This is a genomic window from Hydrogenophaga sp. FW305-3-2-15-A-LB1, assembly GCF_058787875.1.
On sequence record NZ_JBYTAE010000007.1, the window covers coordinates 51,094 to 69,786 of the forward strand.

Genomic DNA, 18,693 nt, shown 5'->3' on the forward strand with positions numbered 1-18,693 from the left:
CTGCAGTTTTATTTAGTAAGAAGGCGTGGAATTTCAGGATTTCGACCCTCCCGAAAAGGTGACACGAAGCTCTTGCTTGTCGAAGAGGTGGTCGTAGAAGAGGTCTAGCGTTTCAGCTTGGATGTAGTAGCGCGAGACACGAGCATCACGAGGGCCGCGCTTCTTCTTCACTAGCGGCAACCGGAGGTGTTCACCCAACGTCGCATTCCAGACCTTCATGATGTTTGCTGGCGATTCAGGTTCCTTGATGCGAGCGCTGAAGTAGAAGTTGAAGTCCTTCTGGCGCTTGGCGTAGGCGCTTGCGACCTCAGCCAGCGTTGCGACAGGGATTTCGACATCCTCTTTGGCCTTCAACGATTCGTAGATGCCGGTGAGGTCGATGCCTGCGGACGTGGTGAGCCATTCGGTGAGGTCACGACGCATGGTGCGGTGACGGCTAGCGGTGAAGGTGGCCTTGTTGACGTTGCGGTCCGTAAGGTCAGCTTCCATGAGGTCAGCATGGCTGGTGATGTGCAGCGCTCGCACAGCACCCAAGGCCATCAGCAGGTTCTGCTTCAAGGCTTTACGAACGCTTTCAAGCGTCATCGAATCACCGAGGACAACAGCGAGCTTGTAGCGCTCAAGCTGAAGGTACTCGTCGTGCGAGGTCTGACGCTTGCGGCCGAGTTCGGCGGCAGTCACTTCGTTGATCACCTCTGCGTGAAACACTGCCTCTGCACGATCACCACCAGCGTTCTTGTACTGGGTCATCAGCGAGCGACCGAGCTTTGCAGCGTCGTCGTCTTTGAACACAGGAATCAACGTGTAGCCAAGGCTTTCACGGAGAGCAGCGAACTTCACATCCTTGTTGACGGACCACAGTCCATGCATCACGCGAATGCTGGTGATGATGCGTGCCCACAGCAGTTCGCCTTGCGTCATGCGCGGGTGCTCTTCGTTGTAGAGGCGCATGCGCGAGCCGCGTTCGACATCGATAAGCTTGTTGTAAATCTCTGCGCCGTCTGGTGCTTCCATGTCCTTGGTGTGGCCTTGGATGTAGACAGAGACGTTGGAGCAGTTGCGCACGCGTGACAGCGCTTGGTCTGCGTCTTGGTACGTGCCCGGGTTGATGCCGAAGATGCCGTAGACCCGTGTGAAGTGGTTGCCGTCGATGGACACACCTGTCGAAAGCGTAGGCGATGCAACTACTGCGTCGTAGTGCTTGCACTCGTTAGTAGGGTCGTTGATGAAATCGACGCACTCAGGCAGTTCGTTCGTTTCTGCAGTGACGAGCAGCACCTTCTTGCCCATGTCCTCGATCATTGCGGCAATGGACGTTGCGAGCTTGCGACTGTTCGTGGTGATGAAGGCCTTTTCGCCGGTGTCGATTGCGTCAAGAGCGTGGACAAGCAGATGTCCAGAGTTCTCGTAGAGCTTCGTTTCCTGCCCTTGGCCGATCTGGTAGTCGTTGATGATGCCAAGGTACTTGTCGTCCTCGCGTGGCGTGCGAATCTCCGTCAGCAGTTCGATGGACATTTCCGCAGTCAAGTCAGCATCGAGAAGGATGATGCGTTGCGCGTGGTGGAAGAGCCATTGAAGGTTGTAGAAGATCTTGGACAGATCCCCGCCGATCTTGTTCAGTGTCGGTGAGGTGAGCGCTTGCAGCACCTGTTCAGACTCGTCGATGATGACGGTGTGATACGGGTTGTCGGTGCCAGGGCGAAGACGTGTGAGCGAGTTGAGACAGACGGCGAACTGCGCAGAGATGCCGCCATCTTCAAGGTCACGGTAGTAGTCCAAGCCGGTGCGCTCTGCAAGGTTCTTCAGAAGCACCACGCGATGACCCAACAGCATCGATGATTGGTTCTGTGCCTCGCACTGTGCAGTGATCTTGCTGATGAGTTCGGTTTTGCCAGTGCCTTTAGGCGAGCGGATGAGCGTGACGCCCTTTGCAGGGATCAGGTCAAGCAGATCGTCAGGGAGATAGCGGCTGTTCAGACGCACGAGGTTGTCAGACTCAAATAGCGTGACAGAGGCACTGCCGTGCGTGCTGCGCTTGCGGAGTTCGGAGACCTTGCGAGCGTTGCGCTGTTCTGCTGCAGCTGCAACGGGATCGTCGGTCGTAGAAGGCGGTTTGCGAACGAGTGTGAGCGTGCTCGGCGTCTCAGGGCCACCGTCATCTGCAAGAGCTTCGTCCTTCGGATCGAACGGCAGCATCTTGAACACCCCACACTTTGCGCAGACAAGCTGAGGTCTGCCGCTGTGCTTGTTGATTGCCACGAACTCGGAGCCGATGGTATCGACGTGCAGAGGACAGCGGACACCGCTGATCTTGCCGGTGATTTCCCTGACGACGATCAAGCCCTGGTCCGTTTCGAGCGTGCCTTCAGGGTTGAGCCAGACGGTGCCCTTGCGCTCGATGACGATTGCGTGATTGCTCGGTGATGCAGTGATTCGCTGTACGCTGGCACGGGTTGACTGCGCCTGATGCTGCTTGGCCTTCGCCTGTCGAGCACTCAGCGCTTCGAGCCCTTGAGCGTCAAGCGCGAAGCTGGTAGCGGTGAGCAGTTGGCCGCGGTTGTGGACGAACGAGTCTGCGTAGCGTTCAGGGTGTGCCGTGAGCCACTTCGGCAGGTACATCAGCCGCCCTGCTTCGAGCGATGCAGGGTCGATTGCCTGCGTCTTCTTCGACGGATCGTTGCGAGCAGGAAGGTGGAAGTCGATGCGGTAGATCAGGGCTTCCGCTTCCGCAGTGGTCAGAGGCTGTGCAGGAAAGAGGACGACACGGAAACGAGGATCGTCAGGCGTGTGGCTGATCGACGGCCAGAGCACGTATTCGTATCCGTTCAGCGCTGCATGGATTTCGTCCTTGCTGATGTGCGATTCGACATCGAGCATGACGAGCGAGAAGTGCGTGATGTGGGCGTTATCGCGTTGCTTGAAGCCGTTGTCGCTGACCTTGTAGGTGCGATCGTTCTTCCAGATGAAGGGCATGACAGCCTTGCCCATCTTGGTGCGATCAATGAAGTCCTTGTAATGGTTGGCGTCTGCCTTCAGCTGCTTGTAGCGCTCGACATTCCCAAGGCTGTTCGCTTCCGAGGCTTCAATGGTCAACCTCTTCTGTTCGGCCTTCTGGAAGTGGTAGGCCTGGAACAGTGTCGGTGACGCTTCAGGTTGACGGACCTTGCTGACGAACGATTCGACGGTGTAAGTGGTTACTCGTGGTTCACCGTCCTTGGTGTGCTTGAGCTCAGCGAGCTTGAAGGTGTGATTGCTGTTCATGTGGTGGTCGTTGCTCCCTTGTTGTAGTGGTGTAAGGGGCAGTGAATGCCACTACACATTCACTGCCACTGCAGGTCATGACTCCTACAGCTGTTCCTAACGGTTTATTTACTGCAATTGCGATCTTTTCAGGGATTTCAGGTTGATCCAATTCCTACCCAAAATCGATGAAAACGCGAGTCCCTGTCACTTCCATCACGGACTTTTCATCGATTCGGAGTGACTTGGTGCAATAGTTTTAACATTAATGTATCGACTGTCTATATTAAGGCGCAAGTGAGGACACCAAGTCGGATTTCGGACTTTTGAACCGGACTCGGTTTTGGGATTCTTGGACTTTCCCAGATGGGGTGGAATCCGGGATTTTCCAGGCTTGGTGTCCTGTTTTGCCATTAATGTTTATCGACTGTCGTACACTAATGTAAAAACTGAGACACCCCGGACTGCCGGGTGTCACCAGCTGATTCGTGGTGCATCAGCTTTGCATAAATAGACTCTTTAATAGGAGCCATTATGCGAATATCAATCTATGACGTGTTGTGTGAAGAACTGTGCACTGCAGCTGCATTGCCTATACACGAACTGCTTTCAGGTAACACGCGAGAAATCACGCGAGACGAAATGACCGCACTTGCGCGAGCTTACGAAGCTCGCAAGGACTACTACAACAGGCTCTTCAAAGTCCGTTTGGTTGATCCGGTGTACGCATCGACGCAAACATGGAATCACACAATCGGTGCCCATTGGAACATCAGGTTGAAACGGCGCGTGCTCGGTCCTAGAGGCAATAGATCGAAGCGCTACTTCATCAACGAAACTCGCGGTCTTGCTGATTAAATCTACTGTGTACTTCCAATGACCTGCAATTTAAAATTAATTGCGTACTTTTGCGCAATTAAAGGATCAACTATGAAGTCGGCGATGATTGCACTCGCACTACTCGTTCCTCTTGCTGCATGTAGCAGTGAACCTCCTGCGTGCGTGAACGAAAGCTTCTTCTACAACGATGTGCCAGGATGCAAGGAAGCGATTGCGAAGTGGCAGAAGAACGATCCTAAGGCGCATGCGAAGTGGCGTGCAGCTGAAGCGAAGCGCTCGAAGCAACTGCAAGATGCAATGTGGGACTCTCTCACGAACCCGAAGAAGTAACACTGTCAGCTTTTCACCTCGGCCACGCCCTGGCCGCAACGACCAGAACGACGCCTCAGTCCGATTTCCCCGACATCCAGGTGGCTGGCAGAATCACGGCGACTACACCTGCCAGACTCCAAATTTCAGGAACTTTAGTGCTCAAACACTAATGGTGTTCTGAGGTACACAGCGACTTTTTTAGGTTAAAACAACGACCTGCGAAAAATTGTCGGTGACGCCAGATCGGTCGTGACGCTAGGATTCGTCCATGCGCTGAGTACGAGTCAGGTGGGACTGCCTGACGTGCCAAGCATGCAAGATGCCCTGCAACCGCACACGATTCTGGAGCCCACATGCAAATCGTCTTCAACAACCTGCCGAGCTTGACGAAGCTGATCGAAACCATGGACCAACACCGCTTTGGAGCAGCGATGTTCGTCATCGTGTTGTTGATCCTTTTGGTGGCTCTGCTGGTCTATTCGAACCTGCCCAAGTAATGCGCCCTTCTTCCGGGTCTTCTGGGTTTTTAGAGAAAAAGCAGGTTGACACCTCTGGGCCTCACCAGACACCTCCGGCAATACACGGGGCTGGCAGCTGTCAACGATTAGCCCAGGCTTTTGGCCTCTGCTACAGGAAAGGCCATTTTCGGATGCCGAGCGAGCCCGTCCGGGGGCCAGGAACATTCTTCTTATGACAATCCCTGGCACTTGAGGTGACGAGCCAGCCTTTCGGGAAATTAGTACAGCTGTACTTTTTTGCATTCCTGCTGGGGCGCTCAGGAACCCACGGTAGCCAACCGCCCAATATAACCAGAAGTATTTGGGAATCACGGTGCTATCTGGAGCCACGGTAGCCAACCGGGGACTGGTAACTTTGGTTCCTCAGGCAACCCAAGCAGTTACCGAAGAATCTTGGGTTACAGGAACATCCTTCCTATTGTAGAAACTTCCTGATCCACCGTTGAATGATCATTCAACCACTGTGCTTCAGGTGATCAACGTCTGTAGTTAGTTGACCACAGCTGGCTCAGAGGTGACCGGTCGCTTTGATGTATTGGCCTGTACCTATTGCGTTTGATCACCTCTGAGCACTAACAGAATGTTCCAGCGTTGCACCGTCCCCACTGGTTGAAACAGGCTCACTTCACATCAAGAGCTTCGATTGCCTTCTTGTCCATTGGCGGAAATCGGAAGATGGGCGACCCTGACTGATACAGCGTAGCCTGCACTCGAATGATCTGCTTTGCTTGGATGAAGTCTTTGACGCTCACGTAACCAGCTTCAAAGAAGCCCCATTCTGAATCATGGTCTGCAGTGCCTTCGCACTCCACAGTCTTAGCTTCCTGCTCATCAACTTTCAGCTGGAAGTCGCCCATGGCTTCACACATGATCTGGCCTTGTGAAATGTTCAATGTTGCCGTCCATCCGTCGGACCTGTTGTATGCGCACAGCCTGGCTCTAGTTGTGCCTCGGTTGTAAGGGAACCCTTGTTGGACTGTATTCAGTGAGAGCGCGCACACTTGAACATCTCGGCCGTTAGTCATCTCGTCTTTTGAGATTTTGACCTTCCAAGACTGAGCAAACCCAGAAAGCGGGGCAAGAAGGATCGCCACGATCAGAAGGTTTTTCATGTCAGTACGCTCCATACCAGCCACGCGAGAGCTCCCACCGCTTCCAGTCGTCTTTTTGCTGGACACGCGCAGTTTTTGGGAATCCACTGGAGTCCATGAAGCAGTGGCCTCCTTGCTCCTTGCCCTCATCTATCTCCACATGGCTGTCGGAGAGCAACCGGGTGAGCTTTGCTGATTGTGGGGAGTAACTTGATGGCAACTGCTGGCTAATCAGCGAGACGCATCTGTCTACCGCTGTCAACTCAAGCTTGGTGACATCATCTGGAAAGTCGGTGTTGGGTATCCCACACGCAGCGAGCGAAATGGTTGTCATGAAGGCCAAAAGAATATTGCGCATACTGCTTCAGATGTTGGTAGCCACGCGCAGTGTAGCGATGGTCTGCTCGCCGTTTGAGGTCGAAGTTCGGGTAGTTCGATGTTGAAGCAGTCCGGTGGTGACTTAGTTCACGTATGGAGCACTTCCGAACCTTGACTTCAGGGCAATTTGCCTTCGCTCGATGGCCTCATATTCGTGCTAACAGTCTTCTGGAAGCCGCCGCCAGGATTTGAAACGTAGTCCACTTCTCTACTGCGATGCTCAATGGGAGGGCTGTCCTCCCCGTTGGGCTGCAGATTCGGCGCTGGGGCAACCGGATACTCCTGCAGCTTTCTAAGCTTGATCTCTCTATCGATGCGCGCTGCAACATTGACCAAGTTTCTTCGGAACATCTCGATTGGCTTTGCAATCTTGCGCACATTGTTCAACTGGTCTTGGTTACTGACACCGCTTTGAACCAAGCTTGCTGTGATGGCGTTGAAAACAGTATCGAGCTCGTCCTCGACGTTCCCATCTTTAATTGCTGCAGCTTGAATAAGGTCGTCCAACCATTGGGCTCGTTGCTTCGAGATTTCTTTCTCCGCAGCAAGTTGTTCGCTTACGTCAACAAGCCGGTCCCGAACCCCCTTGCTCTCAGCGACGATCTTTGCCGCATCCAAGGCCTCTCTTTTAAGCTCCGCGATCTCTTCCTTCGCCTTGTTCAAGTCAGCGCGCTGCGTCTGAATGAGGGCATTGAACTTCTCCTCGTTGTCTTCAAAGTCACGAAACCTTTGACGATACTCGCGTGCCTGATCGGGGTGAATCGGCTTCAGGTTGTCGTACTCAGCCTTGATGTCATCGTTCTTCTTCTGGTTGATTCGCCAGATTCTGTAGACCTCTTGGGCAGGTATCGGCAGCGCGTACAGGTACAGGATGGCGAAGATCAATGGCAGCCCTATCCCGTTCGACCAGAAGTGCATGCCAGCGAAACGCTCAGCATGCATCCACTCGAACCGCGCTGCGAGCGGCATGTCCGCAAAGAGAATGAAAAACACCTTGTAGTTCAACAGCGACCACGAGAGCACAAAGCTGCTGACGAGCGGACTCGACAACCTCTCGTCGATTACGGTACCCAATGATTTGCTGATGTCATCCCACGCCATGCGTCTCTCTCCTTGTAAGAGCCACATCGTAACCAAACGTGAACACGGCTCGGCTGCAGCCTCCTCATAGACATCAGTCTCACTCTCATAAATACCGCGAACCCTGCACCGTTGCAGGTGATAGGAGCGGTATTTCATGGCGAAACCCAACAAAGGACCCAACCAGCCAATCAGAGCGTACATCCCACTCGACTCTGACGACGGATGGCGTCACCGAAGAGACGAGTTCAAGGAGCTTTGGTCCAACAAAGACATCGTCGAAATCTACGAGCGCATCGAGCAGCTTGTGTATCAGATGGCACTCGACGGGTGCCCAATGACGACGATTGCAGACCTACTCGCAGTGCCACGGGATGAACTGATAAAGCTGTTCGCTCCTGCATGGCGTCAAGGCAAGGCCGAAGTCGATGCCCTGCTGTATCGAAAGATCGTGTCGAACGGTCTGGACACCAACCAACCAGTCAACGCCATCTTCGCCGCAAAGGCTATCGCTGGCATGAGCGATTCGCACGGTGTCACGCTGTCAATCGAGGACTCCGGCGCAGACGTGAACGTCAATGTCAACGTCATCAGCGCAAAGCCTGAGGGCGACGTTGATGGCTGAGAACAGAGGACGGCCGCGCAAGCACCCAATCACGGCGACCGCGATCATCCGCATACAGCGGGAGAAGCTGCGTGCAGAGCTTCGTGCAGGCATGGTCGAGATCAGCAGTGACTTAGACGACCCGAACGAAGAGGTCGTCAAAGGTCTCAAGCGTAAGGACGCCGCAACCTTCGTGCGAGTGGTCGTCAAAGCACGCACGCACTACAACCACTCTATCGGGCAGGATCAACGCAACAAGCGTGATCGCAGGGGTGATCGTTGGCAGGTGGTTGATGAACATCAATCTTGACCTACTGCCACACCAAGCTGCTTTCATCGCTGACACGACATCACCCGAACTTGCCCTGGTAGGTGGCTACGGCTGCGGCAAGACCTACGCCGCTGCTGTAAAGCTCTGCCTGCTTGCGATGCACAACGCAGGCCACGAACTCATCGGCCTCTCACCAACCTACGGCATGGCCGACAAGGTACTGGTGCCAGCCATCGAGGACTTCCTTCGTGCTCATGGCTTTCAGTTCCACTTCAACAAGTCGAAGCTGATCTTTGAAATCATCATCAAGGGCCGCAACACCAAGATTCACATCATGGCTGCGGAAACCTACAAGCGTGCAGCTGGCATCAACGCCGCCGCGTTCCTCATCGACGAGCTTGACCTCATCGAAGCCGACGTTGCCTCTGCAGCGTGGAAGCTTCTGGTGTCACGTCTGCGCAAAGGTAGCGTTTTCCAGGCATGCGCTACCACCACGCCCGAAGGCTACAAGTTTGCGTGGCAGCACTTCGTCGATGACATCAATCAAAACCCCGAACTGAAGTCGCAGCGTCGAATCATCAGAGGGAAGACAAGAGACAACCCATTCCTGCCGGATCACTACGTCCCGCACCTTCTATCGCAGTACCCGCCAGAGATCGCTGAAGCGTACTTGAACGGCGAGTTCGTGAACATGAATGGTCGCGTGGTCTACGACCAATACGGCTTCGAGCTTGGCAAGAATCAGACCTCACTCACCCTTGCCGACATCAGTGTCAACGAGCGCATCCACATTGGCGTTGACTTCAACCACAACGGGATGTCAGCCGTTGCCACAGTGATCCGCAACAACGAAGTCTACGTGTTTGACGAGCTGCTAGGCGCAGTGAACACCATGGACCTTGCAGAGAGGTTGAACCGCAGATTCTCTGGCTACAACACCCTCATCTACCCAGATGCCTCTGGATCGAGCGGTAGTGCCAACTCCGACTACAGCTGTCACGCGCTGTTAGATCAAGCTGGATTCGAGTTGCGCAGTCTGTCGAAGAACCCGCCAATTCGTGATCGTGTCAACAGCGTCAATGCGATGTTCCTGAACGGCCAGAAGGAACGACGACTGCACATCAACAAGGCGTCTTGCCCAGGTCTGCACAAGGCCCTGATGTCGCAAGTGTGGGACAAAAACGGTGCACCGAAGAAGAACGAACTCATCGGTCTTCCGTCAACGGCAAAGACCTACATCGACGGCCCGCTCGATGCGCTGGGCTACCTGATCTACAAGAACTGGCCGATCCGCATGGGCATGCCACTCCATCAACTGAAGCTTGTCGCATGACCAATTCCGAATTTTCCGAAACAGCAAGTCTCATCAGCGAATGCATGCTCGTCGCATGGGACCGGATGTCCGAGGAACAGCAGGAAATCATCATCGACATCATCAAAGACATCAACACAGCGCCGATCCACAACCAGTGAGTTGCGGGCACGTCAGGCTAGTGACATGACGACATAAATAGTGCTACGCATGCACTAGGAAGGACAATGAATCCAAACAAGAAAAGCAACAAGTTCAGGGGAGTCGAGAGTCAATGGGAGATGGTTGACTCTTTGCAAGGTGGCACGACGACCATGCGTAGTGCTGGCGAACGGTACCTTCCACGCAACCCCAAAGAGTCCGAGAAAGACTACATCACGCGGGTCAACCGCACTACCCTCTTCAACGTCTACAAGCGAGCTATACAGCACGCAGTTGCGCGCGCGTTTTCAAATGACATCACCGTCGAAGGCTACCCGACAGAGCTAGGTGCAATCTTCACGCAGGATGTGGACGCGCAGAACAGAGACCTGACGCAGTTTGCAAAGGCGCTGTTCTCCGACGCAATGAATCGTGGTGCGTCGTACATGCTCGTTGACTTCCCACGTCGCCTTGAGCAACCACTGACACTTGCTGATGCGATGGCCTCAGGTGATCGACCATACTGGATTTCAATTCCAGCGCGCAACGTGCTTGCAGCGTACTCCGAGTTCCAGAACGGTTCCGAGCGCCTTACACACTTCCGCTTCCTTGAGTATGCACTTGAGGTCACACCAGATGGCCTGGATGAGACGACCATCGAACAGGTGAAGGCCTTTACACAGGCCAGCCCGAACGGCCCGGTGGTGTTCACCATCTACCGTGAGGTCGATGGCGGCTGGGTTGTCTATGACAGCGGCATTGTCGAAGGCGTTCCGCAAATCCCTGTGGTGTGTGCGTACACGAACCGTACAGGCTTCTTCATTGGCACACCTCCGCTGCTTGACCTGGCTGAAACGAACATTGCGCACTGGCAGTCGTCGTCAGAGCAACGCAACATCCTCCACGTAGCTCGCGTCCCGTTCCTGCATGTCAGCGGCCTAGAACCCACGCTGGATGGAAATGGCAACGACCAGGAGATTGAGCTAAGCATTCACTCCATTCTGAAAACCGGGGAGAAAGGCAACGCGAAGTGGGTTGAGACGACGGGCACGGCACTTACCGCTGGTGCAGACGACCTTGCAGACCTTGAGCAGAAGATGGAAGCGCTGGGCTTGATGCTCACTGCCCCACGCTCGGGCAACACGACGGCTACTGAGAACGCCATCAACGCAGCTGAAAGCAACTCGCTGCTGAAGGACTACGCGCTGTCGCTGGGTGACGCGCTTGAACAGGCCATGTACCTCACGGGCTTCTACCTCGGGCTGGGTGAAGTCACCGGACGCGTCGTCATCGATACCTCGTTCGCTGTTGACCTGAAGACCACGAGCGAACCAGTCGATCCATCGACGCCAACACAGTAAATAAGACTGTCCATAAGAACAACGGAGAACAAATGGAATTCGAAATCCCTGAAGACGCAACGCCTGAACTGAAGTCGTTCCTTGAGAGCGAAGCCAACAAAGCTGCAGTCGCTGCACTCGTCGAAGCCCAAACGCGAGGCCTGAAGACAAAACGTGATGAGCTGCTTGGCAACCAAGCCGCACTGAACAAGAGGTTTGAGCAGTATGGCGGCCTCGATGGCATGGAAGCACTTGCGAAGCAAGCCGCAGATGCCGAGCAAGCACGCAAGAAGGCGGAGCAGGAAGTCCTTGAGAAGTCTGGCAACGTCGAGGACGTTAAGAAGCACTACAGCGGACAGCTGAGCGCTGCACAACAAGAACTTGCCGACCTCAAAGCGGCCATCCTCAACGAAAAGGTGTCCGCAAAGATCAACGCTGAAATCCGTGAAGCAAAGGGCGTCCCTGAACTTCTGGAATCTCACGTCCGCAGCCGCGTCCGATCAGAAATGGTTGATGGCAAGTTGAAGATTACCGTCCTCAACGCCTCTGGGGGGCCGATGCTGAAGGACGACGGCAAGGAAGCGTCCGTCAAGGACTTGATCTCTGAGCTTCGCACCAACGCGATCTATCAGCGTGCCTTCGAGGCACCAACAGCCGGCGGAACTGGCGGCAAGGAGTCTTCCGGTGCGAGCGTGGCAGCAAACCCTTGGAATCCAGTCACGAAGAACGTCACTGAACAGATGAAGCTGTATCACCAAGACAAGGCAGCAGCGCAGCGTATGGCCGCTGAATTCAACGTCAAGCTTCCGTGACATCAGTGCGAACTCAATAAATAGTTCGCAACGCAATCTTTCGTAGCCTAAGGCGATGAGTGATCAAGGGTCACTCATCGGTTTATCCAAAGGATACCTCTGCGGTCATCAAGGGTGACTCAGGGAGTGGGGAAGAAAAGGCGAAGCACAAGCTTTCTTCAAAACCCACCTAAGAGGTTCCCACATGGCTAACGAAGTCACAAAACTCGCGGACGTAATCGTCCCATCCATTCTCGCCGGATACGTCAACGAACAATCCGTTGTCAAGAACAAGCTCATCACATCTGGTCTTGTTACTCAGAACCCAGCGATCAGCAACTTCCTCGCTACTGGCGGCTACGTTGCGTCGTTCCCATCGTTCAAGCACATCGACACCTCGTCCGTTGCTGCACTGGTCCCATCGGATGACGAAGCTGTCATTGCTGAAGCTGAAAAGCTCACGTCCAGCAAGCAGGTTGTTGTTCGCATGCAGCGCAACAAGCCGTGGTCTGCTGCTTCACTTACTTCCCAAATTTCCGGCGCAGACCCAATCGCGACGGTAGCTGCAGAGTTCGGCGAGTATCAAAACAAGGTCCGTCAGGCTTCGCTATTGAGCGTATTGGCTGGAACGATCAACGAAACCCGTGCTGCAAACCTCGTTAACACGATCGCACTTGAAACAACCGTTGGTCTTGCTGATGCAAACAAGTTCTCCGCAGGCGCATTGATCGACACCATCGGTAACGGTTGGGGCGACAACGCTGGCAACGGCGGCGCTCTCGTAATCCACTCTAAGACTTGGGTAGCAATGCTCAAGGCGAACTTGGTTGTTAGCCAGCCAACGAACGCCCAAGACATTGGCTTCGGTACCTACCTAGGCTTCACCCTTCTCGTCGATGACACCGCACCAGTCCGCGCTGGTACGACTTCTGGCACGGTGTACACCTCGTACATCATCCAGCCAGGAGCGATCAGCCTCGGTTCCACTGTGACCCCTGACGCGGTCGAACTCTACCGCAACCCACTCGCCGGTAACTCCGGTGGTGTTGATAGCCTGATCGTCCGCGACACCTTCGCGTACCACGTTAACGGTTTTGCATGGGTCGGTTCAACTACCGCTCTGCCTACCGACGCAGCACTTGCTACTGCATCCAACTGGAGCAAGGTCTTCACAGACAAGCAAATTGGTGTTGCTGCACTGGTCCACAACCTGTAATCGCAGAAGTCAACTCTACGTTGGCAATCCTCAAAGGCTGGCTCTTCACAGGGTCAGCCTTTTTTCGTTGGTGGCACCACACAGATAAATACAGCGCACTCAATAGGAGACTCCATGACAGTAGATTTTTCAGCGGCGCTTCGTCAAGAGGCGGACCAAAAATTCAAGAACAGCATCCTCGACGCCCTCACCCGTATCGAAGCAAAGGTCGATGACCTACAGAAGCAAGTCGATGCACTGAGCGCCAAGAAGGTCAAGCCTGAAGTCAAGGAGTAACCCATGGCTCTAGTCGTTGGCACCAACACATACGCAGACGAGGCGCACGCAGCTGAGTACATCGCATTGATGGGCCTCGACGATCTGTCCGACCCTGAAGCTTCGCTGAAGCGCGCTACACGCTCGCTCGATGACATTTACGGACTTCGCTTCGCTGGCGAGCCTACTGACTCTGAGCAGCCACTTGCATGGCCTCGTGACGGCTCGACGAGCATCCCACATCACATCGCCGACGCCACTGTCGAACTGGCATTGATGATCGAGCAGGGTTTGAACGTGTTCGCCCAAGAAGACCCATTGATCACGTCGAGCACTGTCGCCGTCGGTCCAATCACCGAAGCCATCAACTACGCAATCCCGTTCAAGCAAGACCACCTGTACCGCATTTCGATGCTCGTACGTGGCCATCTTGTCAGCACGTCAACCGTTCGCCTAGTGAGAGGTTGACTTGGACTACGCGCAGATCACCAAGAACACGCATGAACTCATCAAGCGCTTCGGATTGAGCGTCAAGCTCACACGCGCTGGTTCTCATGTCGGCTATGCGGTTGGCGTGTTCGACCAAACCAAGAAGCAGAACGAGACCTCAACCTCTTCTGCCTACCGCGCACAGTCAACTGCAACGGAACGCATGCTGTACCTGAGCGGTTTGATGAAAGCGCCCGCAGTAGGCGACATCGTTAGCGCAGACAAGGACAAATGGACGGTCATAGAAATTGAAGTCGTAAGACCTTCGACCACCACGGTCCTTTACATCCTAAAGGTGTCGTGATGGCTAACGGTGAAATCGACAAGGTCTTTGCAGGCCTCAACAACCGTGGACGCAAATTCCAAGAGGAAGTGATTCTTGAATTTATGGTGCGAGTCAAGGCACGAACGCCTGTCCGCACCGGACACCTACAGAACAGCTGGGGTGCCATCAAGCGTCAATCAGACGTCGAAATCTACAACACCGCGGACTACGCAGAACACGTTGAGTACGGCACCGACCGCCAAGCACCACGCGGGATGCTGCGCGCCACGCTGCTTGAGATGCCCGAAATCATGGCTATCGCAGCTGAGAGGGCCAAGAAGAAATGAACATCAGCATCACCCCAATCCAAAAGGCACTCGACGCTCACTTGCTTGCACTCGACGGCATCCCACAAGTTCAGCTTGAGAACACCCGTGCACCCTTCAAAACGGGGCAGTCCTTCACAAGAGCCACCCTAATACCTTCTCAGCCTCAGCAGAGGACTGTAGGAGTGACCGGGCGAGACATGTTGAGTGGTCTGTATCAGATCGATCTCTTCATCCCTCAGGACACCGGTGTCGATGCTGCAAACGGCCTTGTTGACCTCGTTCTAGGCCACTTCCAACGCGGCATGCGCATCGAGCACGACGGCATCACCGTCCACATTCAACGTGCTGGGCGCGAAGCTGGTTCACGTCATGAACCCTTCTACCAGGCACCGGTAACAGTGACATGGCATGTCATTGGGTGATCGAGTTCGATAAATAAAAACACGAAAAACAGGGAGACCCCTCAATGACCGCATCAAACAACTCACGCCAGTACGCATTCGTTGCGGAAACAGTTTTCGGCGTAACCCCGGCTTCACCAAACACACAGCTTATCGAGCTTGTTGACTTCACTGGTGACCTCAACGCCACTCAGCTATCCAGCGCATCGCTCAATTCGCACCGTCAGACGTCGGACGCACGACGTGGAAACCTCAGTGCGGAAGGTGAACTGCAAGTCGAAATGGTTGCAGACAACTATGACGACTTCCTGCAAGCAGTCATGGGTGGCACCTGGGCAACCAACGTGCTCAAGGTCGGCAACACGAAGCGCTCCTACGCAATCGAAGAAGGCTTCGTCGATCTTGGCCAGTACCGCGTTTTCAACGGCATGACGTTCAACACGTTCGCTGTAGAAATCAACACTGACAACCTCATCACCGCAACATTCGGCTTGCTCGGTGCTGGCGCTACTGCTTTCTCTGGATCGTCCATTGACGCGTCACCAACCGCTGTCACCACCAAACCAAAATTCTTCCACGAAGAAGGCACGATCTCTGAAGGTGGTACCCCGATTGCGTATCTCAGCGCCGTCTCGTTTGAGTTGAACAACAACATCACCGGCAACTACGCTCTCGGCTCGACCTCCTACCACTCGCTGTCATTGGGTCGCGTATCCGTCACCGGCACGATCACCGGCCTTTGCGACTCGTTCGCCCTCTACAACAAGTTCGTCAACAACACGGACTCGACCTTGTCTGTGGTCCTCTCCGCAGGTTCACCAGCAGAGACCCTGACTTTCGCATTCCCTAAGGTCAAGTACACGTCCGGAACGATTCAGCGATCCGACACCGGCCCAGTCATGTTCGAACTTGGCTTTGAAGCGGTCTATGACTCGACGGCAGCAACCTCCATGTCTATCACGAGGTCTGCTTAATGTTCAACATTGCAAGTATCACGCCCATCACTCAGAAGCTGGGCTTCACTCTCCCGAATGGTGAGACAGCGAAGTTCAAGTTTCACGTCGTTGGTCAGGACAGCAGACAGTTCAAGGACGCGTCAAAGAAGTTCGCAACGCTCATGCTCGCCCATGATGCAGCTGGCACGAAGCCATCGGTTGACGAGATTCAAAACGGCAACCTCGAAATGATGACCGCGTGTGTCGTCGGTTGGGAAGACTTCACTGAAGACGACGGCACTGCGATCCCTTACAGCCCTGAGGCTGCGCGCTGGATCATCGGGCACCCTGGCACAGCGTACATCCGTGAACAGGTAGAGGCCTACATCGGGCAGCGTGCCAACTTCTTTCGTAAAAGCGACCAAGAAGCTTGAGCAGTTTGTTCGCACGAACATTGAGCTTGACGCACCGGACGCCAAGGGCATCTCGAAGCGCAAGCACATCGCCAGCTGGATAAAGCAATACAAGAAGGTCGGCAAGGACACAACCGACCTCGAAGAGCAGATCAAGCGCATTGATCTTGACCCCGTGTCACTCCACCTCGTCAAGATTTTCAACGACCTCACGCAGACACGCTCTTCGGGTTTTGCAGGTCCGCAACCAATCACGTACCTCGAAATCAAGGCCTACAGGGACTTGATGGGCGAATCATTTGGGTGCTGGGAGGTAGAGACCTTGAGGCGCATGGACACGATTCTCATTGAGACGGAAGAAAACAAGAACAAGAAGAGGGAGTCACATGGATCTATACAACATCAAGGCGATAGTGGACTTCGCGCAAGTCCTGAAGGCCGACAAAGCAGTCCAGCACCTAGGCGAGTCAGCAAAAAAGGCTGACAAGGAAACAGGCAAGCTCGACGATACGCTTTCAGGGTTTGGCGCTCTAGGTGGACCAGTTGGCGAAGTCGCTGGCCAGCTGGAAAACATGAAGAAGCGTGCAGCTGATGCCGTCGCTTCTGTCCGCAACCTCGCAACCGGCATTGGCAGCATCGCAGGAACGACGCTCATCGCCGGCACCGCACTTACGGCATTGGCAGGTTCAGCAGGCATCCTCGCTGCAATCCGCTTCACCGCAACGCTGGATGAAATCACCAAGTTGGGTGAACAGTTCGGCTACTCGGCATCCCAGGTCGCACTACTCGACGCAAAGCTTCAAGGCAGAGGCGGCATCGCAGGCTATGAGAAGGACATTGAGAAGGTCACTAAAGCTCTTGGTCGTGCCGATGAAGAAGGAAACAAGGCCTACACCGCCCTTGAGCGTCTTGGCATCAACGCAGGCAAGGCGAACGATCCGCTAAAGGTGCTCGGTGATCTGACTGAGAAGTACGGCGACAAGGTGAAGTCAGGAAACATCTCAATCGAAGAGCAAGCGGCGCTCCAGTTGGCGTTGGGTAGCGCATGGAAGGAAACCATCTTCCGTCAAAAGGAAGCAGCTGATGCGATGGCGATGTACAACGACATGCAGTCGCGTGGCATTGGCATCAGCAAGGATGGTGAGGCTGCGACCGCAGCCTACAACGACGCAATGGATGGCGCAAGCTACATCCTACAAGTGGTCGGCTCCCAGCTGGTTGCTGAAGTTGTCCCAGCATTCACAGGCCTCATCAACGCCCTCGTTGATTCGTACAAGAACGGCGGCCTAGTCAAGATTGCCTTTGAAGGCATCAAACTCGCAGCGAACCTCGTGATGGTTCCCATCCGTGCGCTGTTCAACATCTTCATTCAGCTTGACGCAGCAATCCAGTCAGTCGGCAAGAGCATCGGTGCCCTGTTCGCTGCAATTGCTACGCGCAGCCTTGATCCGTTCAAGTCGCTGAAAGAAGACCTCGCTGCAATCTGGAGCACAGCAAACAGTCGAACTGTTGGCATGTGGGGTTCAGACAGCGGTGGCATCGTCGATGCACCGTCCCGCAGTGATCGCGCAGCACGTGGACCGATCAAGCCACCGAAAGAGAAGAAGGAAAAGGAGTTCTCAAGCGGCACGTTCAGACCTGACAAGGACGCCCTTGATTGGGAAGAGCAATACAACCTGTACCTCATGCAGCAGCGGCTCGAATTGGAGAAGCTGCTTGCGGTGTATGTCCGCATGGGTGATCCGCTCGTTGAGTACCAGCGCCAGCAAAAGGAAATCGAAAACCTCATGGTTCAGTTCCCCGAGAAGGCGGAAGTGCTCTATGAAGCGTGGCTGAAGATTCAAGGCCAGATCGACGAGACGGTACAGGGCACGAAGAAAGCCAAGGATGAATTCGACATCATGGCCCGTGTCGCAGACACCGCGTTCAAGGGCCTAGAGGACTCGCTCGTCAGCCTCGCAACGACCGGCAAGCTCAACTTCAACACGCTCGTGCAAGCAATGCTTGCAGACATTGCGCGTCTCATCATTCAACTGAAGATCATCAAGCCTCTGATGGACTCGATGAAAGGCGGCGGATGGGGCAGCGCAATTGCAAGCCTGTTCTCCAAGGACGGTAACGCCTTCGGTACTTCAGGTGTCCTCAAGTCAGCAAAGGGCAACGTCTTCGACGGGCCAACGATGCATGGCTACAAAGGCGGCGTTGGCGTGCTCGGTGAAGCTGGCCCAGAAGGAGTGCTTCCACTCAAGCGAAACGCTCAAGGTCAGCTTGGCGTCATTGCTTCAGGTGGCAGCGGTGGCGGCATGGTTCAGAACAACGTCATCACCATCAACGTCCAAGGCGGCAACACCAATGCTGAGACTGGCAAGGCTATCAGCACGGAGATGGTGACCGCTGTGCGCGGCCTTGCCCGCCAGGAAATCCAAAGCGCCACTCGAAAAGGTGGACTGCTAAACCCAATATAAGGAGAAG

The 18,693-nt window shown here is 54.5% G+C and carries 22 protein-coding genes; 18 read left to right on the forward strand and 4 right to left on the reverse strand.

Annotated elements, in window-relative coordinates; all coding sequences use genetic code 11:
* Positions 1-33: 33 nt before the first annotated feature.
* Positions 34-3,261, reverse strand: a complete 3,228-nt coding sequence (locus tag AC3WPZ_RS03505) for a plasmid replication protein, CyRepA1 family (protein WP_492438181.1) — start codon at positions 3,259-3,261, stop codon at positions 34-36.
* Positions 3,262-4,170: 909 nt separating this feature from the next.
* Between AC3WPZ_RS03505 and AC3WPZ_RS03510 the strand changes: the two genes are divergently transcribed.
* Both AC3WPZ_RS03510 and AC3WPZ_RS03515 read left to right on the forward strand, forming a co-directional pair.
* On the forward strand, positions 4,171-4,410 hold the full coding sequence (locus AC3WPZ_RS03510; RefSeq protein WP_492438183.1) for a hypothetical protein: 240 nt from the start codon (positions 4,171-4,173) through the stop codon (positions 4,408-4,410).
* A 335-nt stretch (positions 4,411-4,745) separates the two neighbouring features.
* Positions 4,746-4,889 (forward strand): hypothetical protein, encoded by a 144-nt coding sequence (locus AC3WPZ_RS03515; RefSeq protein WP_492438185.1) that lies wholly within the window; start codon positions 4,746-4,748, stop codon positions 4,887-4,889.
* A 641-nt stretch (positions 4,890-5,530) separates the two neighbouring features.
* Here AC3WPZ_RS03515 and AC3WPZ_RS03520 read toward each other — a convergent pair.
* The 3 genes from AC3WPZ_RS03520 to AC3WPZ_RS03530 all read right to left on the reverse strand — a co-directional run bounded on the left by AC3WPZ_RS03520 (position 5,531) and on the right by AC3WPZ_RS03530 (position 7,480).
* Positions 5,531-6,022 carry a hypothetical protein gene (locus tag AC3WPZ_RS03520; RefSeq protein ID WP_492438187.1) on the reverse strand — a complete coding sequence of 164 codons (492 nt, stop codon included), beginning with the start codon at positions 6,020-6,022 and terminating at the stop codon, positions 5,531-5,533.
* A 1-nt stretch (position 6,023) separates the two neighbouring features.
* Positions 6,024-6,359 (reverse strand): hypothetical protein, encoded by a 336-nt coding sequence (locus AC3WPZ_RS03525; protein ID WP_492438189.1) that lies wholly within the window; start codon positions 6,357-6,359, stop codon positions 6,024-6,026.
* Between the two features lie 137 nt (positions 6,360-6,496).
* The gene (locus AC3WPZ_RS03530) at positions 6,497-7,480 is read right to left on the reverse strand and encodes a hypothetical protein (RefSeq protein ID WP_492438191.1); all 984 of its coding nucleotides are present in this window, start codon (positions 7,478-7,480) and stop codon (positions 6,497-6,499) included.
* Positions 7,481-7,616: 136 nt separating this feature from the next.
* Here AC3WPZ_RS03530 and AC3WPZ_RS03535 point away from each other — a divergent pair, with 136 nt between their 5' ends.
* The 16 genes from AC3WPZ_RS03535 to AC3WPZ_RS03610 all read left to right on the forward strand — a co-directional run bounded on the left by AC3WPZ_RS03535 (position 7,617) and on the right by AC3WPZ_RS03610 (position 18,686).
* Entirely contained in the window at positions 7,617-8,084 is a 468-nt protein-coding gene (locus AC3WPZ_RS03535; protein ID WP_492438193.1) for a hypothetical protein, read from the forward strand.
* Positions 8,077-8,373 carry a hypothetical protein gene (locus AC3WPZ_RS03540; RefSeq protein WP_492438195.1) on the forward strand — a complete coding sequence of 99 codons (297 nt, stop codon included), beginning with the start codon at positions 8,077-8,079 and terminating at the stop codon, positions 8,371-8,373. Before AC3WPZ_RS03535 ends, AC3WPZ_RS03540 begins: the two co-directional genes overlap by 8 nt.
* Complete coding sequence (locus AC3WPZ_RS03545; RefSeq protein WP_492438197.1) at positions 8,357-9,667, forward strand: terminase large subunit domain-containing protein; 1,311 nt, start codon at positions 8,357-8,359, stop codon at positions 9,665-9,667. Before AC3WPZ_RS03540 ends, AC3WPZ_RS03545 begins: the two co-directional genes overlap by 17 nt.
* Positions 9,664-9,807 (forward strand): hypothetical protein, encoded by a 144-nt coding sequence (locus tag AC3WPZ_RS03550; protein WP_492438199.1) that lies wholly within the window; start codon positions 9,664-9,666, stop codon positions 9,805-9,807. The genes AC3WPZ_RS03545 and AC3WPZ_RS03550 overlap by 4 nt, the downstream gene beginning before the upstream one ends.
* A 66-nt stretch (positions 9,808-9,873) precedes the next feature.
* Positions 9,874-11,148, forward strand: a complete 1,275-nt coding sequence (locus tag AC3WPZ_RS03555) for a DUF4055 domain-containing protein (protein WP_492438201.1) — start codon at positions 9,874-9,876, stop codon at positions 11,146-11,148.
* A gap of 32 nt (positions 11,149-11,180) precedes the next feature.
* Positions 11,181-11,939 (forward strand): hypothetical protein, encoded by a 759-nt coding sequence (locus tag AC3WPZ_RS03560; protein ID WP_492438203.1) that lies wholly within the window; start codon positions 11,181-11,183, stop codon positions 11,937-11,939.
* 184 nt (positions 11,940-12,123) lie between these two features.
* Positions 12,124-13,134, forward strand: a complete 1,011-nt coding sequence (locus tag AC3WPZ_RS03565; RefSeq protein WP_492438205.1) for a major capsid protein — start codon at positions 12,124-12,126, stop codon at positions 13,132-13,134.
* 114 nt (positions 13,135-13,248) lie between these two features.
* Positions 13,249-13,410: a hypothetical protein gene (locus AC3WPZ_RS03570; RefSeq protein ID WP_492438207.1), complete on the forward strand. Its 162-nt coding sequence runs from the start codon at positions 13,249-13,251 to the stop codon at positions 13,408-13,410.
* A 3-nt stretch (positions 13,411-13,413) separates the two neighbouring features.
* Positions 13,414-13,857 carry a DnaT-like ssDNA-binding protein gene (locus AC3WPZ_RS03575; RefSeq protein ID WP_492438209.1) on the forward strand — a complete coding sequence of 148 codons (444 nt, stop codon included), beginning with the start codon at positions 13,414-13,416 and terminating at the stop codon, positions 13,855-13,857.
* Position 13,858: 1 nt separating this feature from the next.
* Positions 13,859-14,182 carry a hypothetical protein gene (locus tag AC3WPZ_RS03580; protein ID WP_492438211.1) on the forward strand — a complete coding sequence of 108 codons (324 nt, stop codon included), beginning with the start codon at positions 13,859-13,861 and terminating at the stop codon, positions 14,180-14,182.
* Positions 14,182-14,490, forward strand: coding sequence for an HK97 gp10 family phage protein (locus AC3WPZ_RS03585; RefSeq protein ID WP_492438213.1), 309 nt, complete (start codon positions 14,182-14,184; stop codon positions 14,488-14,490). Before AC3WPZ_RS03580 ends, AC3WPZ_RS03585 begins: the two co-directional genes overlap by 1 nt.
* Positions 14,487-14,894: a phage tail terminator-like protein gene (locus AC3WPZ_RS03590; protein ID WP_492438215.1), complete on the forward strand. Its 408-nt coding sequence runs from the start codon at positions 14,487-14,489 to the stop codon at positions 14,892-14,894. The genes AC3WPZ_RS03585 and AC3WPZ_RS03590 overlap by 4 nt, the downstream gene beginning before the upstream one ends.
* Positions 14,895-14,938: 44 nt before the next feature.
* Entirely contained in the window at positions 14,939-15,847 is a 909-nt protein-coding gene (locus AC3WPZ_RS03595; protein ID WP_492438217.1) for a phage tail tube protein, read from the forward strand.
* A complete protein-coding gene (locus AC3WPZ_RS03600) occupies positions 15,847-16,242 on the forward strand; it encodes a hypothetical protein (RefSeq protein ID WP_492438219.1) in 396 nt (131 codons plus the stop codon). Before AC3WPZ_RS03595 ends, AC3WPZ_RS03600 begins: the two co-directional genes overlap by 1 nt.
* Positions 16,205-16,705, forward strand: a complete 501-nt coding sequence (locus AC3WPZ_RS03605) for a phage tail assembly chaperone (protein ID WP_492438221.1) — start codon at positions 16,205-16,207, stop codon at positions 16,703-16,705. The genes AC3WPZ_RS03600 and AC3WPZ_RS03605 overlap by 38 nt, the downstream gene beginning before the upstream one ends.
* Complete coding sequence (locus AC3WPZ_RS03610) at positions 16,608-18,686, forward strand: phage tail tape measure protein (protein WP_492438223.1); 2,079 nt, start codon at positions 16,608-16,610, stop codon at positions 18,684-18,686. The genes AC3WPZ_RS03605 and AC3WPZ_RS03610 overlap by 98 nt, the downstream gene beginning before the upstream one ends.
* Positions 18,687-18,693: the final 7 nt, after the last annotated feature.

Excerpts from the sequence above, each read along its gene's own strand:
- AC3WPZ_RS03610 (WP_492438223.1), top strand. The coding sequence starts at position 16,608 with ATGGATCTATACAACATCAAGGCGATAGTGGACTTCGCGCAAGTCCTG.
- AC3WPZ_RS03575 (WP_492438209.1), top strand. The coding sequence starts at position 13,414 with ATGGCTCTAGTCGTTGGCACCAACACATACGCAGACGAGGCGCACGCA.
- AC3WPZ_RS03590 (WP_492438215.1), top strand. The coding sequence starts at position 14,487 with ATGAACATCAGCATCACCCCAATCCAAAAGGCACTCGACGCTCACTTG.
- AC3WPZ_RS03535 (WP_492438193.1), top strand. The coding sequence starts at position 7,617 with ATGGCGAAACCCAACAAAGGACCCAACCAGCCAATCAGAGCGTACATC.
- AC3WPZ_RS03520 (WP_492438187.1), bottom strand. The coding sequence starts at position 6,022 with ATGAAAAACCTTCTGATCGTGGCGATCCTTCTTGCCCCGCTTTCTGGG.
- AC3WPZ_RS03510 (WP_492438183.1), top strand. The coding sequence starts at position 4,171 with ATGAAGTCGGCGATGATTGCACTCGCACTACTCGTTCCTCTTGCTGCA.
- AC3WPZ_RS03560 (WP_492438203.1), top strand. The coding sequence starts at position 11,181 with ATGGAATTCGAAATCCCTGAAGACGCAACGCCTGAACTGAAGTCGTTC.
- AC3WPZ_RS03565 (WP_492438205.1), top strand. The coding sequence starts at position 12,124 with ATGGCTAACGAAGTCACAAAACTCGCGGACGTAATCGTCCCATCCATT.
- AC3WPZ_RS03530 (WP_492438191.1), bottom strand. The coding sequence starts at position 7,480 with ATGGCGTGGGATGACATCAGCAAATCATTGGGTACCGTAATCGACGAG.
- AC3WPZ_RS03540 (WP_492438195.1), top strand. The coding sequence starts at position 8,077 with ATGGCTGAGAACAGAGGACGGCCGCGCAAGCACCCAATCACGGCGACC.
- AC3WPZ_RS03505 (WP_492438181.1), bottom strand. The coding sequence starts at position 3,261 with ATGAACAGCAATCACACCTTCAAGCTCGCTGAGCTCAAGCACACCAAG.
- AC3WPZ_RS03525 (WP_492438189.1), bottom strand. The coding sequence starts at position 6,359 with ATGCGCAATATTCTTTTGGCCTTCATGACAACCATTTCGCTCGCTGCG.
- AC3WPZ_RS03555 (WP_492438201.1), top strand. The coding sequence starts at position 9,874 with ATGAATCCAAACAAGAAAAGCAACAAGTTCAGGGGAGTCGAGAGTCAA.
- AC3WPZ_RS03585 (WP_492438213.1), top strand. The coding sequence starts at position 14,182 with ATGGCTAACGGTGAAATCGACAAGGTCTTTGCAGGCCTCAACAACCGT.
- AC3WPZ_RS03595 (WP_492438217.1), top strand. The coding sequence starts at position 14,939 with ATGACCGCATCAAACAACTCACGCCAGTACGCATTCGTTGCGGAAACA.
- AC3WPZ_RS03570 (WP_492438207.1), top strand. The coding sequence starts at position 13,249 with ATGACAGTAGATTTTTCAGCGGCGCTTCGTCAAGAGGCGGACCAAAAA.
- AC3WPZ_RS03515 (WP_492438185.1), top strand. The coding sequence starts at position 4,746 with ATGCAAATCGTCTTCAACAACCTGCCGAGCTTGACGAAGCTGATCGAA.
- AC3WPZ_RS03550 (WP_492438199.1), top strand. The coding sequence starts at position 9,664 with ATGACCAATTCCGAATTTTCCGAAACAGCAAGTCTCATCAGCGAATGC.
- AC3WPZ_RS03545 (WP_492438197.1), top strand. The coding sequence starts at position 8,357 with ATGAACATCAATCTTGACCTACTGCCACACCAAGCTGCTTTCATCGCT.
- AC3WPZ_RS03600 (WP_492438219.1), top strand. The coding sequence starts at position 15,847 with ATGTTCAACATTGCAAGTATCACGCCCATCACTCAGAAGCTGGGCTTC.